Annotated in this window: 12 protein-coding genes and 2 tRNA genes; 3 read left to right on the top strand and 11 right to left on the bottom strand. The window is 67.8% G+C overall.

Annotation, left to right across the window (positions count from 1 at the left end; translation table 11 throughout):
* Positions 1 to 4: 4 nt before the first annotated feature.
* The 9 genes from F0U60_RS21625 to F0U60_RS21585 all read right to left on the bottom strand — a co-directional run bounded on the left by F0U60_RS21625 (position 5) and on the right by F0U60_RS21585 (position 12,760).
* Positions 5 to 3,307 (bottom strand): HAD family hydrolase, encoded by a 3,303-nt coding sequence (locus tag F0U60_RS21625; protein WP_395822822.1) that lies wholly within the window; start codon positions 3,305 to 3,307, stop codon positions 5 to 7.
* A gap of 187 nt (positions 3,308 to 3,494) precedes the next feature.
* A complete protein-coding gene (locus tag F0U60_RS21620) occupies positions 3,495 to 7,265 on the bottom strand; it encodes a glycosyltransferase (protein ID WP_395822820.1) in 3,771 nt (1,256 codons plus the stop codon).
* A gap of 41 nt (positions 7,266 to 7,306) precedes the next feature.
* Positions 7,307 to 8,626: an ABC transporter ATP-binding protein gene (locus tag F0U60_RS21615; protein ID WP_395822818.1), complete on the bottom strand. Its 1,320-nt coding sequence runs from the start codon at positions 8,624 to 8,626 to the stop codon at positions 7,307 to 7,309.
* A gap of 12 nt (positions 8,627 to 8,638) precedes the next feature.
* On the bottom strand, positions 8,639 to 9,418 hold the full coding sequence (locus F0U60_RS21610) for an ABC transporter permease (protein ID WP_395822816.1): 780 nt from the start codon (positions 9,416 to 9,418) through the stop codon (positions 8,639 to 8,641).
* Positions 9,419 to 9,653: 235 nt separating this feature from the next.
* A tRNA-Gly gene (locus F0U60_RS21605) sits at positions 9,654 to 9,728 on the bottom strand.
* Between the two features lie 16 nt (positions 9,729 to 9,744).
* Positions 9,745 to 9,819 (bottom strand) — tRNA-Gly (locus tag F0U60_RS21600).
* Positions 9,820 to 9,901: 82 nt separating this feature from the next.
* Positions 9,902 to 10,591 carry a CDP-diacylglycerol--glycerol-3-phosphate 3-phosphatidyltransferase gene (pgsA, locus tag F0U60_RS21595; RefSeq protein WP_395822814.1) on the bottom strand — a complete coding sequence of 230 codons (690 nt, stop codon included), beginning with the start codon at positions 10,589 to 10,591 and terminating at the stop codon, positions 9,902 to 9,904.
* An 11-nt stretch (positions 10,592 to 10,602) separates the two neighbouring features.
* Positions 10,603 to 12,117, bottom strand: a complete 1,515-nt coding sequence (locus F0U60_RS21590) for a tetratricopeptide repeat protein (RefSeq protein ID WP_395822812.1) — start codon at positions 12,115 to 12,117, stop codon at positions 10,603 to 10,605.
* The gene (locus F0U60_RS21585; protein ID WP_395822810.1) at positions 12,071 to 12,760 is read right to left on the bottom strand and encodes a transglycosylase SLT domain-containing protein; all 690 of its coding nucleotides are present in this window, start codon (positions 12,758 to 12,760) and stop codon (positions 12,071 to 12,073) included. The genes F0U60_RS21590 and F0U60_RS21585 overlap by 47 nt, the downstream gene beginning before the upstream one ends.
* Positions 12,761 to 12,847: 87 nt before the next feature.
* Here F0U60_RS21585 and nadB point away from each other — a divergent pair, with 87 nt between their 5' ends.
* From nadB to F0U60_RS21570, 3 genes are read left to right on the top strand one after another with little or no spacing between them, the layout of a single operon-like run.
* Positions 12,848 to 14,437 (top strand): L-aspartate oxidase, encoded by a 1,590-nt coding sequence (nadB, locus tag F0U60_RS21580; RefSeq protein ID WP_395822808.1) that lies wholly within the window; start codon positions 12,848 to 12,850, stop codon positions 14,435 to 14,437.
* Positions 14,438 to 14,444: 7 nt separating this feature from the next.
* Positions 14,445 to 15,134 (top strand): rhomboid family intramembrane serine protease, encoded by a 690-nt coding sequence (locus tag F0U60_RS21575; RefSeq protein ID WP_395822806.1) that lies wholly within the window; start codon positions 14,445 to 14,447, stop codon positions 15,132 to 15,134.
* 2 nt (positions 15,135 to 15,136) lie between these two features.
* Positions 15,137 to 15,730: a TIGR00730 family Rossman fold protein gene (locus tag F0U60_RS21570; RefSeq protein WP_395825368.1), complete on the top strand. Its 594-nt coding sequence runs from the start codon at positions 15,137 to 15,139 to the stop codon at positions 15,728 to 15,730.
* Between the two features lie 18 nt (positions 15,731 to 15,748).
* Here F0U60_RS21570 and F0U60_RS21565 read toward each other — a convergent pair whose 3' ends face one another.
* Both F0U60_RS21565 and pyrE read right to left on the bottom strand, forming a co-directional pair.
* A complete protein-coding gene (locus tag F0U60_RS21565; protein ID WP_395822804.1) occupies positions 15,749 to 16,378 on the bottom strand; it encodes a hypothetical protein in 630 nt (209 codons plus the stop codon).
* Positions 16,375 to 16,932, bottom strand: coding sequence for an orotate phosphoribosyltransferase (pyrE, locus tag F0U60_RS21560; RefSeq protein WP_395822802.1), 558 nt, complete (start codon positions 16,930 to 16,932; stop codon positions 16,375 to 16,377). The genes F0U60_RS21565 and pyrE overlap by 4 nt, the downstream gene beginning before the upstream one ends.
* Between the last annotated feature and the right edge of the window lie 5 nt (positions 16,933 to 16,937).

Below are 16,937 nucleotides of genomic sequence, written 5' to 3'. Positions count from 1 at the left end.
AGTCTCACCATTTATGGGTCCGGTGCCAGGTGTCGTAGACGTCGTAGAAGGGCTGCAGGAGCTCCAGGTTCATGCGCTGGAGCATGCCCGCTGGCCAGACAGTGAAACGCGTGGCGCGGTACAGCTCATCGACACTGGGAAGCATGCGCCCGCCGCTGCGCTTGTCCGCCAGGCTCGGGCGCTCCTCGCGGAAGCGGCGCACGGAGACGGACCCGAAGCTCTCCACGTGCGCGGTCTGCATGAAGGCATTCACCTCGCGGGCCGAGGGGTAGCTGATGAGCTTGCGAATCCGATCCTGCAGGTACGGGCGCCACTCGTCCACGGAGGACACATAGGCGGTGGCCAGCAACGGGCGCACATGCAGGTACCGGGTGAAGGCATCCCGAATGGCGCGCTGGCCCTCGCGCATGCAGCGCCGCCAGTTGTCCAGCTCGTCCGGGTAGTAGCGCGTCACCGGACGGATGCGGCCCCGGCGCTGGGTATAGCCCACGGTGGAGCCATGGTTGGCGGTGGTGTAGCCCTCGAAGAGGGCCACGTTCGTCATGCCCGCGTAGGCCACCGGATCCTTCTCGGGGCCGTGGAAGAAGTAGCCGCGCTTGGGGCACACGTCCGAGCGGATGTCCTCTTGCGCACCGAAGAGCAGCCCCTCTACCCGAGGAGCACCCGGCTCGCTCTGGGCGGTGCGAACCATGTTGTCGATGATGCTGCCCTTCCAGCCAATGTCCACCACCAGGGCACGCTCATGGGCGAAGAAGCCTTCCTGTCGCAGGTAGCCTAGCAGCAGCATCCGAGCGCGTGCGTGGTGCGAAGCGAAGCGGGACTGCATCTCCGGGTCCGCCAGCAGCCGGGCCATCGGCTCGGACTCCAGCAGGTTGTCGATGGGCTGCTTCAGGTCCGAGAAGCCCGCGCGCGTGAGGATCGGCGCGAACTCGTCCTCGGGGAGGCAGAGGCAGTCCAGGAGCTGAGCACCCGACATCTTCGAGTACTGGCGGAGGAAGCGCTCCAGCTCCTCGCGGGTGAAGCCCCGCATGCTGGAGAGGAAGGTGGCCTTGCGGCTCACCCCCAGGTAGCGCATGTGCGGCACGGGGCGTCCGGAGGCGCGGGCCAGCTTGCGCACCATCCGGTAGAACACCGCTCCCTCTCGGGCGCAGAAGAAGATGGCCGGCCAGCGCTCGCGGGTGGCCTTCTCCAGGATGGACTCAGCGAAGAGGATGAAGGCCGGCGCGAGCTGCGTGCCCAGCTCATAGCTGTCCGAGCCGCGTGGCGGCGCCTCGCGCACCGAGTTGGAGAGGATCTCCTGCGCCAGGGCGCCGCGCCAGTACGGGCTGCGCTCCGACAGGGAACGCAGCAGATCCAGCTGCATGCGCCGCTTCTTCTCCAGCGGATCCACCAGGTGCACGGCGTCGATGCCCTGCTCCCCGGAGCGCAGCACGTCCGAGTGCAGGTTGTCGCCGACGAAGAGCAGGTCCTCCGGGGCGAGGTTCTGCTCGTCCAGCACGTGCCGGAAGAGCCGCCCAGAGGCCTTGCGCAGCATCTGGGTGGACGAGGCGTAGCCCGCGTCAAAGAGGCCGCCCAGGCCAGCATGCAGGAGGAAGCGGTGGACGATCTCCACCGGCAGGTAGAAGTCGGAGATGAAGAAGAGCCGCTTGCCAGCGCGCTTGAGCTGCACCAGGAGCGGCAGCATGGCCGGGTGCGCTTCCTGCGCAGCCAGCTCCACCTCCACCTCCTTGTTCTGAAGGAAGGAGAGGAACGCAGGCCGCGCGGACGCTGAGACACCCACCTCGTTCAACCAGCGCTCCAGCATCTGCGCGTAGGAGAACTCGTCATCCAACCCGCGCTGCTGGTTGTCCAGGCACAGCTCGAGCTCCAGCGTACGGCGCAGATCCATCAGGTCGCGCCATGAGCGGTGGATGCCGTACTCGGCGAGCTTCTCCTCGAAAGCCCGGGCCACCAGCTCCTTGATGACGTCCGGCTCGACGCGCCGCACGAGCAGCGTGTCGAAGACGTCGAAGCCTACCGCGCGCTTGTCCTCGGCGAGCCGAGTCACGGTCTCGGCGATCGTCTCGTAGGAGGCCGTGGTGATGGAGGCCTGGCGACGAAACTGCTCCACGCGCTCGCGCGTGCCGTCCACCAGGTTGCGCAGGTTGTTCAGCCCCTGACGTCCGCGCGACAGCACCCGTCGATAGAGGGGCCGCGGCGCCTCTACCCGGGGAAGCTCCTTCGGCGAGGGAGGCGCGACCGAGGGATCCCTCACCGTGCCGGTCTCGTGGAGGCGGAGGATGAGCTCCTCCACCTGATCAAAGGCGCGCTGGTGCGAGCGCTCCCGCATCATCCGCAGGCCCGCCTCCACCTGGCGCTGACGCAGCTGTGGGTCGCGCAGCAGCTCAATGATGCGCGCGGCCATGGCCGCGGGCGTGGGCTCCACCAGGGAGATGGCCCCCGGCTCGTAGTCGTGGAAGTTATTGGGGCGCGCCACGTCCACCACCGCGCAGCCCGCGGCCATCATCTCGAAGGGGATGCGCGAGGGGTTGGTGGCGCTGATGCACAGCCCCACGTGTGACTTCTGGTACAGCTCCGCGCACTGGCTGGGCGTCACCAGCCCCTGCCGCTCCACCTCGAACCAGATCTCCGGCGTGGGGACATCCGAGCCGTACAGGAAGATGCGCGCCTCGGGCATGTGGTGCTTGACGATGCCCAGCGTCTCACGGCCCAACCACGGGCAGCGCCGCGGCTTCTCCGGCTGGTAGAGGAAGGCCACGGACGGCTCCACCGTCTTCGCCGTCAGCCGAGGACGGTACACGGTGTCATCCGTGGTGAAGTCGAAATAGCCGGCGTTGCCCTTGTACTCGGTGGAGATGAGGTGGGTGAGGAAGCGCCCGATGGTGACGTGCTCCAGCCCCAGCCGGTAGGTGTTCTCCGCGTTGAGGTAGCCGTCTCCCATGGGGGAGAACCAGGCCTCGAAGTCCTGAACGAAGTACGCCTTGCGCCGGCCCACGGAGGCCCTGCTGACGGTATAGGCGCTCTCCCACAAGGTGGCGAAGAGGATGTCGCAGGGCTCCAGCTTGTTCCACGAGCCGACGATACGTGCCCCGGTATCGAAGAAATACGTCTCCACCAGACGCGCGAGCTCCGCATCGGTGTGCACAGGACAGTTCGGATCGTGCGGATCCCGCTCCTGGATGTGCATCACGCATTCGTAGCCGCGCGCGATGAGATCCCGAACGTGGGTGAAGATGGTGCGATGGCCCCCGGAGCCGCGGATGGGGAACGGAACCAACCAATCAATCTTGATCTTCGCCGGGCTCATCAGACGACCTCATGCAGGGACCACACCCGGCCCGGTGCAGTCAAATGGCCCGATTCGCCGCCAGCCCCCCGTCGAGACACGAGTGACGACTCTCGAGGCAGAGATTCGAGCCCCGCCAAGGCGGGACCGGCTTTGTAGACGAGTGTCCGGGGCGTTGGCAATGCATCGGCGCTCGCCTTCCTGGTCGTTAACCAATCGAGCGATGAGGGCCCTCCAGCATGTCCCGGGAGCGCCCGAGCAGAGCGGAAACCAGCGCGTCCGCTTGTGCATTCCAGGAGCCCTGACGCGCTCGCACCGCCGCCGCCGGGCCGAGCCGTGCGCGAACTCCCGCATCCGAAACCGCCCGGTGCAACTGCTCGAGCAGGGCCGCGGACGAGAGAGGCGCAAGAAGCGCATTGCCCTCATGCGCGAGCAGCCAGGAGCGAGCGGGCGACTCACTCGTCACAACCGTGAGGCCACACGCCATCAGCTCCAGCAGCGTGTACGGCACCACGCGGCCGAGCGGCAAGCACAGGGCCACGTCGCACTCGCGGTAAATGGCCGCGCGCCGCTCCGCGGGGAGCTTGCCGAGGTGCGTCACCACCCCGCGGAGCCCTAACTGTTCAGTGCTCCACCACGACCCCGCGGTGAGGATGTCCACGCCAGCGCCCAGGTCCGCATTGAGGCGGCGCAGGACGGAGATGCCGAGCTCGAAGCCAGCGCCTCCCTGAGAGGGATCGCCCTCGAAGAAGACCTTCACCGGGCGGCGCGGAGGGCGAGAGGCGCCCGCGTGGAAGAGCGCCGTGTCCACCGCAGGCTCCAGCACGACGCCCCGCATGCCGTACTCCGCGCTGAGGACAGCCTGGAGGTCCGGAGCGCCGAAGAGGCCGAGGAGGCCAAGGCGGTAGCTCTCCTCCGCGAGCGCCTGCGCTGTACCGGCCGGGAGACAGCGCGACGCGAGCTCCTGCACCAGATACGCACGCACCGAGGCCTCGGGATGACGGGCCAGCAGGAGCGCGCTCTTCCAGTCCGTGGCCACGGCCACATCACCCGCGGAGAGCTCCGCCCATCGCGCCCCCTCGCCGAGGACGTGGAAGCGGCCCACGGATGAGCCCAGCGCGCCCACCACTCGAGCCTCCAGGTCCTCCACACGGACCTCAGGGGCATCAACGATGACGAACTCGCTGGCGAGCCCATGTTGGCGCTGAAGCGCCTGCGCGAGCCGGAAGGTGGCGTGCAGCTCCGGCGTCACCTCGCCGAAGGCCGGCAACCACCACGTCATCCGCTCCAGCCGCCCCTTGCGGCCCAGCGCCGCGAGCCCCTCCTCGAGCTGCGTGCGCAGGCGTGCACGAAGCGCGGGTGCCACGTCCAGCTCTCGCACGTGGAGGCTCGCGTGCCGCCAAGCCGGAGCCTCTCCCGGAGGCCGCGCCGAGCGAGCACTCGGCAACTCGAAGGCGAGCGCCTGGACAGCGAGCGCTTCACCATCCTCGGCGTGCGTGCGCACCGACCCGTCCGTGCCGGTGAGGGTGAGGTAGGGGTTGTAGAACGGATCGCCCTCGCGCAGGTAGCGACGATAGGCGAGGAAGGACTCCCAGAAGTCATTCTCTGGGATGGCATCCAGGCGGCGGCTGGCGGACTCGTGGTGCACCAGCTTCGCCTCCGGCGTGTAGACGACACGCAGGCCTCGCGCCCAGAGGCGGAACCCGATCTCGATATCGCTGCCACACAGCACGAAGCGCTCGTCGAAGCCCCCCACGGCCTCCCACACCTCGCGGCGCAACAGGACACACGCGCTGGTGACGGAGAGGTAGTTGCGCGTCCAGTCCGCGTGGCCAAAGGGCGTCCACGCCCGCGCGTCCGGCAGGCGCCAGAAGGGATGCGCCGCCGAGCCACTGATGCCCACCACCACCCCGGCGTGCTGAACGGTGCCGTCCGGGAAGAGCAGCTTGGGACCCACCGCGCCCACCTCTGGGCGCTGCGCGTGACCGATGAGCACCTCCAGCCAGTCCGGCTGCGTCGCCTCGATGTCGTTGTTGAGGAAGAGCAGCAGCTCGCCGCGGGCGTGCTTCGCCGCGAAGTTGTTGATGGCTGGGTAGTTGAACGGGAAGTCCCAGGTGAGCTTGCGGATGCGCGGATCCGTCAGCCCGTCCAGCACCGCAAACGTCTCCGGGTGGGTGCTGTTGTTGGAGACGAGCAGTAGCTCCCAGTTTCGGTACGTCGTGCCCTCCAGCAGGCTGCGCGTCACCATCCTCAGCAGGTCCGGCCGGTCCTTGAAGGGGACGATGATGGAGACCAGCGGCTCGCCCCGTACGGGGTAGCGCACGTGGTAGCCGCCCCAGGCGCCCTCCACGGGCTTCACCTCAGCGGACTCTCCGCCACGCGCCAGGTGCTCGCGCAGCGCTCGGGCCCCCGCGTCGTCCGCGATGGGCGCACCGGCCGGGAGGGCCTCTCGCCTCACGTGGTACAGCACCCCTGGCACGTGACCGATGCGGAGGGTGCGCTCGCTGAGGCGCAGCACCAGGTCGTGACGTTCCGCGCCCGCGAAGCCCTCGCGCAGCCCGCGTAGCTCGACCAGCAACGAGCGGCGCACCGCGAGCAGGGAGCGCACGTAATCCACCGAGCGCAGGAGGTCCGGGGACCAATCCGGCTTGAAGAAGGGCCGCGTGCGGCGCCCGCTGACATCGAGCTGGTCCTCGTCCGAGTACAGGACGTCCACCTCTGGCTCGCGCTCCAGTCGCAGCACCAGCTCGGCCAGGGCGTGGGGGGCGAGCCGATCCTCCGGCTCCAGGAAGAGGATGAAGTCGCCCCGGGCCTCGCCCAGGGTCGTGTTCACCGAGGAGACGACGCCACCGGAGCGCGTGGACACGGGGCGAACACGCGCGTCCTTATGGCCCCACGCCTCCACGGCCCGGCTCATGGCGCGGGGCATCCCCTCCGGAACCGGAACGAGCAGCTCCCAGTTCGCGTGGGACTGGGCCCGGAGCGACTCGATGGCCTCCGCCAACCAGCCTTCGCGGGCAGGAGGGCGCGAGAGGAGCACGCTGAGCAGCGGTGGCCGAACGAGCTCGCGCAGCCGCGCCTCCACCTCACGGGCGCGGGCTGCCTCCCGCCCGAAGAAGCCGTCCGGGTAGTCCTCGGAAGGCACGGACGCCGGCAGGGGACGCGCCTCCAGGAGGTTGGCCAGGACCACCACCACCTGCTGGTTGAACCCCATCTGACGGCGGAAGACCTCACGCCACAACGGCGCGGACGCCCGCACGGGCAGAGGCAGCTCCCCTCCCCCGAGCGGATCCATCAACGTCTCCAGCTCACGCATCCGCCGCGAGGAGACCTCCGCCGAAGGGCGTGCCGGCGAGCCCGCGAGCACGAAGGCCTCGGTGGCCGCGGCGTTGAAGGACTCCTGCCGGCGCAGCACGCCGCGAAGCACCGGAGCCAGCGCCTCCGGGAGGCCGCCGCCGGACGGGCCCCGAGCGCCCGAAGACGGAGTCAGGCGCTCGCGAACCCAGGCGGAGAGATCCGTGCGGGACGAGGCGGCCCGGTGCACGAGCAGGTGATCCATCACCTCGCACACCCGGGCGTTGAAGTCGTTCTGGGCGCGGAGCAACTCCACGTGAAGCGGCTGCAGCCCGTCGAGGAAGAGCTGCTTGGCCACCGTCACCACGCGGCCGAGCCGCTTGCGGTGCGAGGCCGGCGGCGGATCGAAGCGCAGCACATCCGCCAGGGCCCGCGCCGATTCGACCGGCTCCTGCACCCGGGGGCGCCCGGCAGGAGCGATGTGGCGGAGTTGCTCGGTCAGCAGCGCCAGCGTGCGCTCATGAGCGGTCAGCTCCGCACATTCACCCGTACGGCAGGCGCGCAGGCTCTCCACCACGCGGCGCTGCGCGGCAATCATCTCCGCCAGGTCTCCCGCCGAGGGTGCACGCGCTCCGGTGTCCGCCGGATCCTTCCAGGCACGAAGGGTTGGCAGCAGAGGGGGCATGGCCCCCTCATCACGTTCAGCGGACATGGAACCTCGGAGCGTCAGGAGACGCGGGCGTGGGCAACCGGCTCAGTCGAGAGGGACTCCGTGGGCGACACAGGATCCACGGACCACTGGTGCGGCGGACGCACCAGGCCCCAATCCGCCACCGCCGACTGGACGGTGAAGGCTCGTGAGATCCCCGCACCGGAGATCCCCTCCCCTTCACGGCGGCGAGCCATCACGAGCACCGAGTAGGCGCCCGCGGTGAAGCCGAGCCGCGCCAACCGGAAGCGCAGGCTCCCCGTGAGGGGCAGCGGTGAGGGCAACTGCACACCTTCAACGAAGGTGCTGGTGCCATACACCTGGGTGCCGTCCTTGCTCGTGAAGGACACCTCGAAGCCCGCGTCCGACACCCCACCCTGCGTGCGGAAGTCGATCTCCACCTCGAGCGGATCCTCGGTATCCAGCACCTCGGACTCCGCCCCGCGTCCATCGCGCAACCGCACCGCGGAGATCTCCACCGGAGGCGCCTGGGGCGTGAGGTTCACTTCAGGCAGCGCACCACCGTCCGGGCTCATCGCTGGCGGCACGAAGGACTGGGAGCGCTCCTCCGCCAGGGCGACAGCGCGGCGGTACTCGTCCACCACCTCGGCCGGAGTGCCCACCTTGCGGATGCGGCCTCCGTCGATCCACGCGGCCATGTCGCACCAACGCTCGACCGTGTGCATGTCGTGCGTCACCAGGAGGATCGTCTTCCCGGACTGCTTGAACTCGTTCATCTTCGCGAAGCTCTTCTTGGTGAAGTGAACGTCACCCACCGCGAGGATCTCGTCGATGATGAGGATCTCCGGGTCCACGAACGTGGCCACGGAGAACGCGAGCCGCATGTACATGCCGCTCGAGTAGTTGCGCACGGGCTCGTCGATGAAGTCGCCCAGCTCGCTGAAGGCGATGATCTCATCCATGCGCGCGCGGACCTCGGCGCGCGACATGCCCAGGATGATGCCGTTGATGAGGATGTTCTCCCGGCCGGAGAAGTCCGGGTGGAAGCCCGCGCCCAGGTCCAGCAGCGCGGAGATCCGCCCGTTGACCTCGATGGTGCCGGAGGTGGGCGAGTAGATGCCCGTGATGAGCTTGAGCAGCGTGCTCTTCCCCGAGCCATTACGGCCGAGGATGCCCATGGTCTTGCCTCGCGGGACGACCAGATCGATGCCCCGCAGGGACTCGATGAGCGCGGAGCGATCCTGCTGCTTGGAGCGCTGGCGCGTCAGGAAACGGACCAGCTCCGATTTGAGCGTCGTGTACTCGCGGCCAATGGTGCGCCGCTTGAAGCTCTTCACGACGTTGCGGATGACGATGGCGTTGTCGTTCGCGTCCATGGTTTCAAGCGGCTAGATGGATTCCGCGAACTCCTCGCGGCGACTCTCGAAGATCTGCGCCGCACCCCAGAGGAGCACGAACGACAAGCCCATCAGACTCAGCAGCGGGCCCATGTCGGGCAGCTGCTGCTTGTAGAAGATGGCCTGGTAGGACGTCACCAGGATGGCCATGGGGTTGGCCAGCACCACCACCCGCCTCAGGTTCTCCGGGATGCTGTCCACCGAGAAGATGATGGGCGTGAGGAAGAACAGCATCATGATGAGGTTGGCGATGATGTGCTGCAGATCCCTGAACGTCACGTTGAGCGCCGACACCACGTAGACGAGCGCCAGCGTGAAGCACAGCTGCGTGAGCAGCACCAACGGGAACACCACCACGTGCCAGCTGGGAAAAATCCCAAAGAAGGCGCCCAACCCCACCATCAGCGGCAACGAGAAGACGTAGTTGCACAGGTTGGTGGCCACCACGGTGGCGGGCAGGACCTGGGCGGGAAAGCGCACCTTGGTCATCAGATCCCGCCGATCACTGATGGCACTCGCCCCGCCGGTCATGGAGCTGGAGAACCAGATCCACGGGAGCAGACCTACGAACATGTAGAAGGTGTAGTTCTCAATCCTCTGCCGCATGAAGACGGAGAAGATGAGCGAGTACACCACCATGTGCAGGGCGGGGTTGAGGAAGGTCCAGAAGAACCCGAGTACCGAGCCGCGGTAACGCGCCTTCAACTCGCGCTGCACCAGGCTGATCAGAAGCCCCCGGTACTGGTACAGCTCTCGGAAGTTACGAAGCATGGGGCAAATCCATACAGCAAGCCTGGAGAACCAAGCGAGTTGCTCAGCCTCTGACCAGGCAGTCCGGCTGCTCCGTTCTCAGGTTGGCGAGCGCGCCTTCGCGTGGCGTATCCCGTCCCCGGGCAACGGCGCGCGGACCCTAGGCAAGTCAGGTGCAGCCGTCAAGCAGACGACAGCCAACGAAATCGAGCTGTAAAACAAAAAGGCCCCCTGGTCTCCCAGGGGGCCTTCTTTCTGGAGCGGGAAAAGGGATTTGAACCCTCGACCCTCGCCTTGGCAAGGCGATGCTCTACCGCTGAGCTATTCCCGCATCAGGAAGGAGTGTGTGGAGCGGGAAAAGGGATTTGAACCCTCGACCCTCGCCTTGGCAAGGCGATGCTCTACCGCTGAGCTATTCCCGCGTCTCGACTCCTGATGACTTCCGGCGTTGCCTTGCGGCGCCGTCGAAAGTGAGGGGGGATATACAGTTCGGTTCCAGGTGCGTCAAGCCTTCTGTGCGTCCGTTCCACTCCCCCGCCTGGCCAGCATGGCGAGGAAGGCGCGGAAGTACACGACGGCACTCCACACCGAGAAAGCCCCCGACAAGTACACCAACAACTGGCCCACCTTATTGAAGTCCACGGGGGCCGAGTAGAAGCCCACGTCGATGACGTGCTCGTAGTGCACGCACAGGGAGATGATCCCCACGAGCTGGAGGGACGTCTTCCACTTGCCCTCCTGCCCGGCGGCGATGACCATGCCCTCGCTCGCCGCGATGGTGCGCAGGCCGCTGACGATGAACTCGCGCGCCAGCAGCACGATGATGACCCAGGCGGCAATGCGCCCCAGCCGCACCATCATCACCAGGGCCGCCATGGCGATGAGCTTGTCGGCCAGCGGATCCATGAACTTGCCCACCACGGTGATGAGATTCCAACGACGCGCCAGGTAGCCGTCGATGACGTCCGTGATGGAGGCCACGGCGAACACCGCCGCGGCCAGCAGCGAGGAGAGTGGATCCGCGTCGTAGGTGAGCCACACGAAGACGGGGATGAGGAAGATGCGTCCCAGCGTCAGGATGTTGGGCAGGTTCCAGAACTCCTGGACGAGCACGCTGGGTTGGCGTGCCGCCCGACGCCGCGCCCGCTCCTCCTTCTTCTGCCGCTTCCGCAACGCTCGCTCAGCTCGATCCATGTCGGAGCCTTCTACCGGACTGGCAGGGCGATGAGGGCAAATCCTTCACCGCTCAGTTCCATGGCGCCCCGGGGAGACCCGTTGTCTCCCGGCAGCACGACCACCCGGGGGGTCACCTTGCCCTGCCAGCCCACCAGGTGGGACAGGGGCACCGTCACCGGACCATCCCCCGAAACAGCCACCGAGCGCAGAGCCCCGGACAGGCGCAGCACCACCCGGCCCTGCCCGCGCAGGTACACCAGGTCCAGGTCCGGCACCACGTCCGAGGGCACCTTGCCGTTCTCGAAGGCCACCCCCTCCTCGAAGGCGAAGACGCACCCCTCGAGCAGGTAGGCCCCCTCCTCGCCCAGGTCCACCACCAGGAAGCCGCGCGACTCCGCCGACTCGAGGAAGAGCACCCCCCTCCCGCTGACGCGCACGAGCTGCTCCGACCCCTCGCCGAAGAGCTCGTCCGTGGCGCGGCCCCGGAAGCGCTTCATCTCCGGTTGGAACTGGAGCTGTCCGGTGTAGGCCACCAGCCCATCCAACCGCGTGAGCAGCTCCCCCTGCACGTACGCGGAGAAGCCGTGGGGGCCCACTCGGAAGGGCTCGACCTGGCTCGCTCCCGCCAGCGCCAACGCCGGGGCCAGCTCGGCCAGCACCGGCACGTCCACTCCCGGCCGGAAGGTCAGCAGCTTCGACGGCAGCTCAGGGGCGGCGCCCTCCAGGGACTCCGGCAGCGGCTCACCCGCCGCGCCCCCCGCAGACGTCTCCGCCAAGGTCTCCTGGGGATCGGCCCCGACATCTCCAGCCGTCTCGCCGTCGGCCCCAAGGCCCTCCGCTGGAGAGCTCTGGTTCAGGGCTGGCGGCCCCTCGTCCTCGGCGAACCGCGGCTCCTCTTCCGCGGGCTCAGCCATGGCTGGAGCGTCGGTGGAGGGGGTCAGGGTCTCGTCCAGACCGAACTGCGCGCCCCACTGCCCCTCGGAGGGAGCAGCCGGACGCGCGTCGGTCGCCGGAGCCCGGTAGGCGGGCATGCTTCGAGAGGGCCGGGCGAAGTGCTCCCCCGCGATGGCCTTGGCCATCTTGTCCGCCATCACGTCGCTGCCCGCCCGAAGGAAGTGCTCGCGCGCGCGGCCGTACTCACCCGCCTGCGCCAGCGCCAGCCCCAGGTAGTTGTGCGCCTTCTTGTGGTCCGGCTGCAGCTCCGTCGCAGCCTCGAACTCGCGCATCGCGCGCTGCAGGGCGTTCGTCTTGAGGTAGACCAGCCCCAGGTTGACGCGCAGCGTGGCGTCCACCGGGTTGTCGCGCACCAATGCCTCGTAGAGCTCCGCCGCCCGATCGAAGAGGCCCAGCTTGAAGTAGGCCAGCCCGAGCAGGTTGCGACCCTTCTCGTTCCTCGGTTGAAGCTGGTGGGCCCGCTCGAGCAACTGCCGGGCCTCGGGCACCCGACCCTGCGTCAGCAATTCCCCACCCTGGTAGAGCTGCTTCAGGAACTCCTCGTCAACGGGGCTCTTCTGCCCCCGCCCCATCACGCGCGTCGTCGCCATCGGAATCTGTCTCGCGGGGCTCGTCCTTTGAGAGCCGCTCGCGCTCTTTGTAATGGAAGTAGAGCTGGAGCACCTTGCGAACGTAGGCCTGCGTCTCCGCGTACGGTGGCACCTGCCCCCCGTACTTGCGCACGGCTTCGGGGCCTGCGTTGTACGCGGCCACCATCTTCACCATGTCGCCCCCGAATTGGTTGGCCAGCACCCGCAGGTAGCGCACCCCACCCTCAATGTTGTCCCGAGTGTCGAAGATGTCCTTCACGTACATCTCCGAGGCCGTCCCCGGCATGAGCTGCATCAACCCGCTGGCGCCCTTGGGGGACACCGCGTTGGAGTTGAAGTTGCTCTCCGTGTGCATGATGGCCCGCACCAGCGCGGTGGGGATGCGGTAGCGCTCGGCGGCCTTCACGATGTGCGGCTCGAGTTCCTCCGGGGTGCGCGCCCGGCCTCGGACCGGAGCGGTGGGAGCGGGCGCCTCGGAGAAGGTGCCCTTGAGCTTGCGCGCCTTCTTCGTGCCCGGTGGCGGGACGTTCGTATAGATGATGGTGCCGTCCTTCTCGACGTACCTGTAGATGCCCTCGGACGCACGGGCTCCCAGGGGGGCAAGCAACAGCGCGGGCAGCAGCAGGAAGGAGATGGGTCGCATATCGGCGCCCCAACCTTAGATCCCCGCCCAAAAGTCCTCAAGAAATCGCCTTGTTTCCGGCACTTACAGCCATTAAGGGTCTGACACATGCCCCATCGGTTCGACTTCCTGGTTTTGGGTGGTGGTGTCGCTGGCCTCTCGTTCGCCCTCCAAGCGGCCAAGTATGGGACGGTCGCGGTCCTCACCAAGCGCGAGCGGTATGAAAGCAACACCGCCTACGCCCAGGGGGGCATCGCCAGCGTGCTGTCGCCCACGGACACGTTCGAGGCGCACATCCAGGACACCCTGGAGGCCGGTGCGGGCCTCAACCACCTGGATGCCGTGGAGGTGACAGTGCGCGAGGGCCCGGATCGCATCCGCGAGCTGGTCACCCTGGGCGCCGAGTTCAACCGGGGCGTCTCCGGTGAGTTCGACCTGACGCGCGAGGGCGGCCACTCCCAGCGCCGCATCATCCACTCCGGAGACATCACCGGGCGCGAGGTGCAGCGCGCTCTGGTGGAGGCGTGCGACGCACAGCCCAACATCACCTTCTTCCCCAATACCTCGGCCATCGATCTGATCATCGACCGGAGGCCGGGCCAGGGTGTCCCCGGCCGGTGCCTGGGGGTGTACGCGCTCACGTCCGAGGGTCGCATCGAGCGCTTCCTGGGCAAGGTGACGGTGCTGGCCACCGGTGGTGCGGGCAAGGTGTACCTCTACACGTCCAATCCGGACGTGGCCACCGGGGACGGCGTGGCCATGGCGTACCGGGCGGGTGCGGAGGTGGCCAACATGGAGTTCTACCAGTTCCACCCCACCTGCCTGTACCACCCGGAGGCCAAGAGCTTCCTCATCAGCGAGGCGCTGCGCGGCGAGGGCGGCAAGTTGCGGCTGCGCAACGGTCAGCAGTTCATGGACCGCTACCACCGCCTGGCCGAGTTGGCACCGCGCGACGTGGTGGCACGCGCCATCGACGCCGAGCTCAAGCGCACCGGTGATGACTGCGTCCACCTGGACATGACGCACCTGGGACGCGCCTTCCTCATGGAGCGCTTCCCCAACATCTACGCCACCTGCAAGGCCTTCAACATCGACATGGCCGTGCAGCCCATCCCCGTGGTGCCCGCGGCCCACTACATGTGCGGTGGCGTGGTGACGGACCTCAAGGGCCGCACCACCCTGCCCGGCCTCTACGCCATCGGTGAGGTGTCCCACACCGGGCTGCACGGCGCCAACCGGCTCGCCTCCAACTCGCTGCTCGAGGGGCTCGTCTTCGGCCACCGCGCCGCGGCCACCTGTGCCGAGGAGATGCGCTCCCTGTCTGCGCGCAAGGAGGATCCGCCCGAGTGGGACGAGGGCAGCGCGGTGACCTCGGACGAAAGCGTCGTCGTCACCCACAACTGGGATGAGATCCGCCGCCTCATGTGGAACTACGTGGGCATCGTCCGCACGGACAAGCGCCTGATGCGGGCACGCCGCCGGCTGGAGCTGCTGCGCGAGGAGATTCGCGACTACTACTGGCGCTTCAAGGTGACACGCGACGTCATTGAGCTGCGCAACATCTGCGAGGTGGCCAGCCTCATCGTGGATTGCGCCAGCCGGCGCAAGGAGAGCCGAGGCCTGCACTACACGCTGGACTACCCCAACACGGACGACCACGGCTGGAAGCGTGACACCGTCGTCCGGCGCGAGCTCTGAGCTCCGGATGACCTCTGACGAAACGCCCCTCGAGCCCTCCTCCGACCCGGCCGAGCTCCGCCGCTGGCCTCCCGTGTGCGCGGCCATCATCGCGGGCTCGGTGGGCCTGTTCGTCCTGGATGCCTTCCTGAGTCAGGGCGCGACCCTCCGGATGGAGCTGGGCCCCGTCTTCCAGAGGATCGCCCTCTACGGCCCCCTCGTCCAAGAGGGTGAGTACTGGCGCGTGCTCACCTGCATCTTCGCGCACGGTGGCCCCATCCACCTGTTCTTCAACATGGTGGTGGCGTACTCGCTGGGTGCCCCCCTGGAGCGAAGCATCGGCAGCGGGCGCTTCCTGCTCGTCTCCCTCGCCACCGCGATGGGCGCGTCCACCTTCTCGCTGCTCTTCAACTTCACCGCGCCCACGGTGGGGGCATCGGGGATGATCCTCGGCTGGGGCGGAGCCATGTTCGTCACTTCCGGGCAGGAGTTCCGCCGCAGCCTCCTCCTCTGGTTCGCGCAGGTGGCGGTCATCAGCCTCCTGCCAGGAGTGAGCTGGGCCGGACACCTCGGAGGGCTCCTCTTCGGCCTGCCCATGGGCTTCGCCCTGCGCTTCGGACCGCGTGTCTTCTCCCTCGCCGCGCCGTTGTTGCTCGCCATCACCGTGGCCGTGGTCTACATCGCGGCCCACCCTGAACGTTTTCGAGGGACTCCTTAATGATGGAAATCAAGTCAGTGTGCGTCTTCTGTGGCTCGCGGATGGGAGCCCGACCGGACTACCTTGAGGGAGCCAAGACGCTAGGCACGGAGCTCGCCCGGCGCGGACTCTCCCTTGTCTACGGTGGCACGAGCGTGGGGCTGATGGGCGCCATGGCGGACGCGGTGCTCGCTGGAGGCGGCAAGGTGGTGGGCGTCCTGCCCAAAATGCTGAGCGATCGGGAGATCGCCCACAAGGGACTCACCGAGCTGCACCTGGTGGACTCCATGCACACGCGCAAGGCGATGATGGCCCAGCGCGCGGATGCCTTCATCGCCATGCCCGGCGGCGTGGGCACCTTCGAGGAGCTCTTCGAGATCACCACCTGGGCCCAGCTCGGCATCCACCACAAGCCCATTGGCCTGCTGAACGTGGCGGACTTCTACGCTCCGCTGCTGGCGCTGATGCGGCGCGCGGTAGACGAGGGCTTCATCCCCGAGACGCGCGCCCAACCCTTTGCCTGCGAGACCTCGCCGGCCGCGCTGTTGGATCAGCTCCTCAAGGTTGGGCAGCCACTCGCCCCACCCAAGCCGGTGTTGCGGCCCGAGCAGACCTGAGCACCGGGTGCGCGCGTCTCAGCGCGCGTGCACCCGCATCTCCACCTTGCCGAGCGTGGACGCCATGCGCAGCACCACGCGCTCCGTCTCGGGGGGGATGACGGGCCTGCCGTCCGCGAACGTGGTGGGGAAGCGCACGCGGTAGCCCACCCAGAACACGCCCATGTACGGGTAGAAGGCGCGCATCTCCATGTCCGCCCGGCCCAGCCGCTCCACGCTCAGGGGCCGCACCTCGCCCGCGGGCGTTACCATCACCATGTTCCAGATGGACGAGGGCCGGTCGAAGTCCTCGTAGCGGTAGTTGAAGATGTGGACGCCGAGGAAGAACTCGTGCGCCTGCACCACCTCCGCCATCTCCTGCGTGAGGAGCTCCCGAACGCGCTCCTGGCTCAGCGCCTTGAAGACGGCCGCCCTCTGGAGCCGGGCCTCGCGGAAGGCCTGCGTCTGCAGGGTGGCCGCGGCGAACATCATGGTGTCAAAGCCGCTGTAGAGCTCGTCGCGAGCCGAGAACCGCTCCAACACCTGCTGGTAGTGCAGCTCCTGGCGCTCGTCCTTCAGCACCGGAGCAGGATCTCCCAGCGTCGGCGGCGTGGAGACACAGCCCGCGAGCGCCATCACCAGCGCCGCGAGCCGCAACTGCGTCTTCATGGAATGAAGTCCTTACGGGTGAACAGGGTGAAGAGCCGGTGCCCAGAGGCTTCAACAGCCTCGCGCCCACCCTCCAGCCGATCCACCAGCGCGAATGCCCCGAGCACCTTCAGCCCCTCGAGCTGCGCCCGCTCGATGGCCTTGAGCGTGGAAGCGCCCGTGGTGACCACGTCCTCGAGGATGGCCACCGGCGCGCCGGGAGAGAGCGCCTTCATGCCCTCAATCCACTGGCCCGTCCCATGACCCTTGGGCTCCTTGCGGACGATGAAGGCATGCAGGGGCGTGGCCGCCAGGTAGCTGATGAGGCTGACGGCAGAGGCGAGCGGATCCGCCCCCAGCGTCAGACCGCCCACGGCCACCGCCTCAGGGGCCTCACGACGCACCGCCTGCAGCAGCAACCGGCCGATGAGGTAGTGCCCCTCGGCCAGCAGCGCCGTGCGCTTGCAGTCGATGTAGAAGTCCGACTCCTTGCCGGACGACAGCACCACCTTGCGCCGCTCAAAGGAGCGCTCGGTGAGCAGCTGCAGCAGGCGAGCCCTGTCAGGTGCGAGCACGTCTT

It is taken from the genome of Archangium minus, from assembly GCF_044360475.1.
Taxonomy (GTDB): Bacteria; Myxococcota; Myxococcia; order Myxococcales; family Myxococcaceae; genus Archangium; species Archangium minus.
Note: the sequence above shows the minus strand (reverse complement) of the source record. Positions and strands in the feature narration are given on the sequence as shown.

Coding starts and splice junctions, on each gene's coding strand:
- F0U60_RS21610 (WP_395822816.1), bottom strand. CDS start 9,418: ATGCTTCGTAACTTCCGAGAGCTGTACCAGTACCGGGGGCTTCTGATC.
- F0U60_RS21590 (WP_395822812.1), bottom strand. CDS start 12,117: ATGGCGACGACGCGCGTGATGGGGCGGGGGCAGAAGAGCCCCGTTGAC.
- F0U60_RS21620 (WP_395822820.1), bottom strand. CDS start 7,265: ATGCCCCCTCTGCTGCCAACCCTTCGTGCCTGGAAGGATCCGGCGGAC.
- pgsA (WP_395822814.1), bottom strand. CDS start 10,591: ATGGATCGAGCTGAGCGAGCGTTGCGGAAGCGGCAGAAGAAGGAGGAG.
- F0U60_RS21570 (WP_395825368.1), top strand. CDS start 15,137: ATGGAAATCAAGTCAGTGTGCGTCTTCTGTGGCTCGCGGATGGGAGCC.
- F0U60_RS21565 (WP_395822804.1), bottom strand. CDS start 16,378: ATGAAGACGCAGTTGCGGCTCGCGGCGCTGGTGATGGCGCTCGCGGGC.
- F0U60_RS21615 (WP_395822818.1), bottom strand. CDS start 8,626: ATGGACGCGAACGACAACGCCATCGTCATCCGCAACGTCGTGAAGAGC.
- F0U60_RS21585 (WP_395822810.1), bottom strand. CDS start 12,760: ATGCGACCCATCTCCTTCCTGCTGCTGCCCGCGCTGTTGCTTGCCCCC.
- F0U60_RS21575 (WP_395822806.1), top strand. CDS start 14,445: ATGACCTCTGACGAAACGCCCCTCGAGCCCTCCTCCGACCCGGCCGAG.
- nadB (WP_395822808.1), top strand. CDS start 12,848: ATGCCCCATCGGTTCGACTTCCTGGTTTTGGGTGGTGGTGTCGCTGGC.
- F0U60_RS21625 (WP_395822822.1), bottom strand. CDS start 3,307: ATGAGCCCGGCGAAGATCAAGATTGATTGGTTGGTTCCGTTCCCCATC.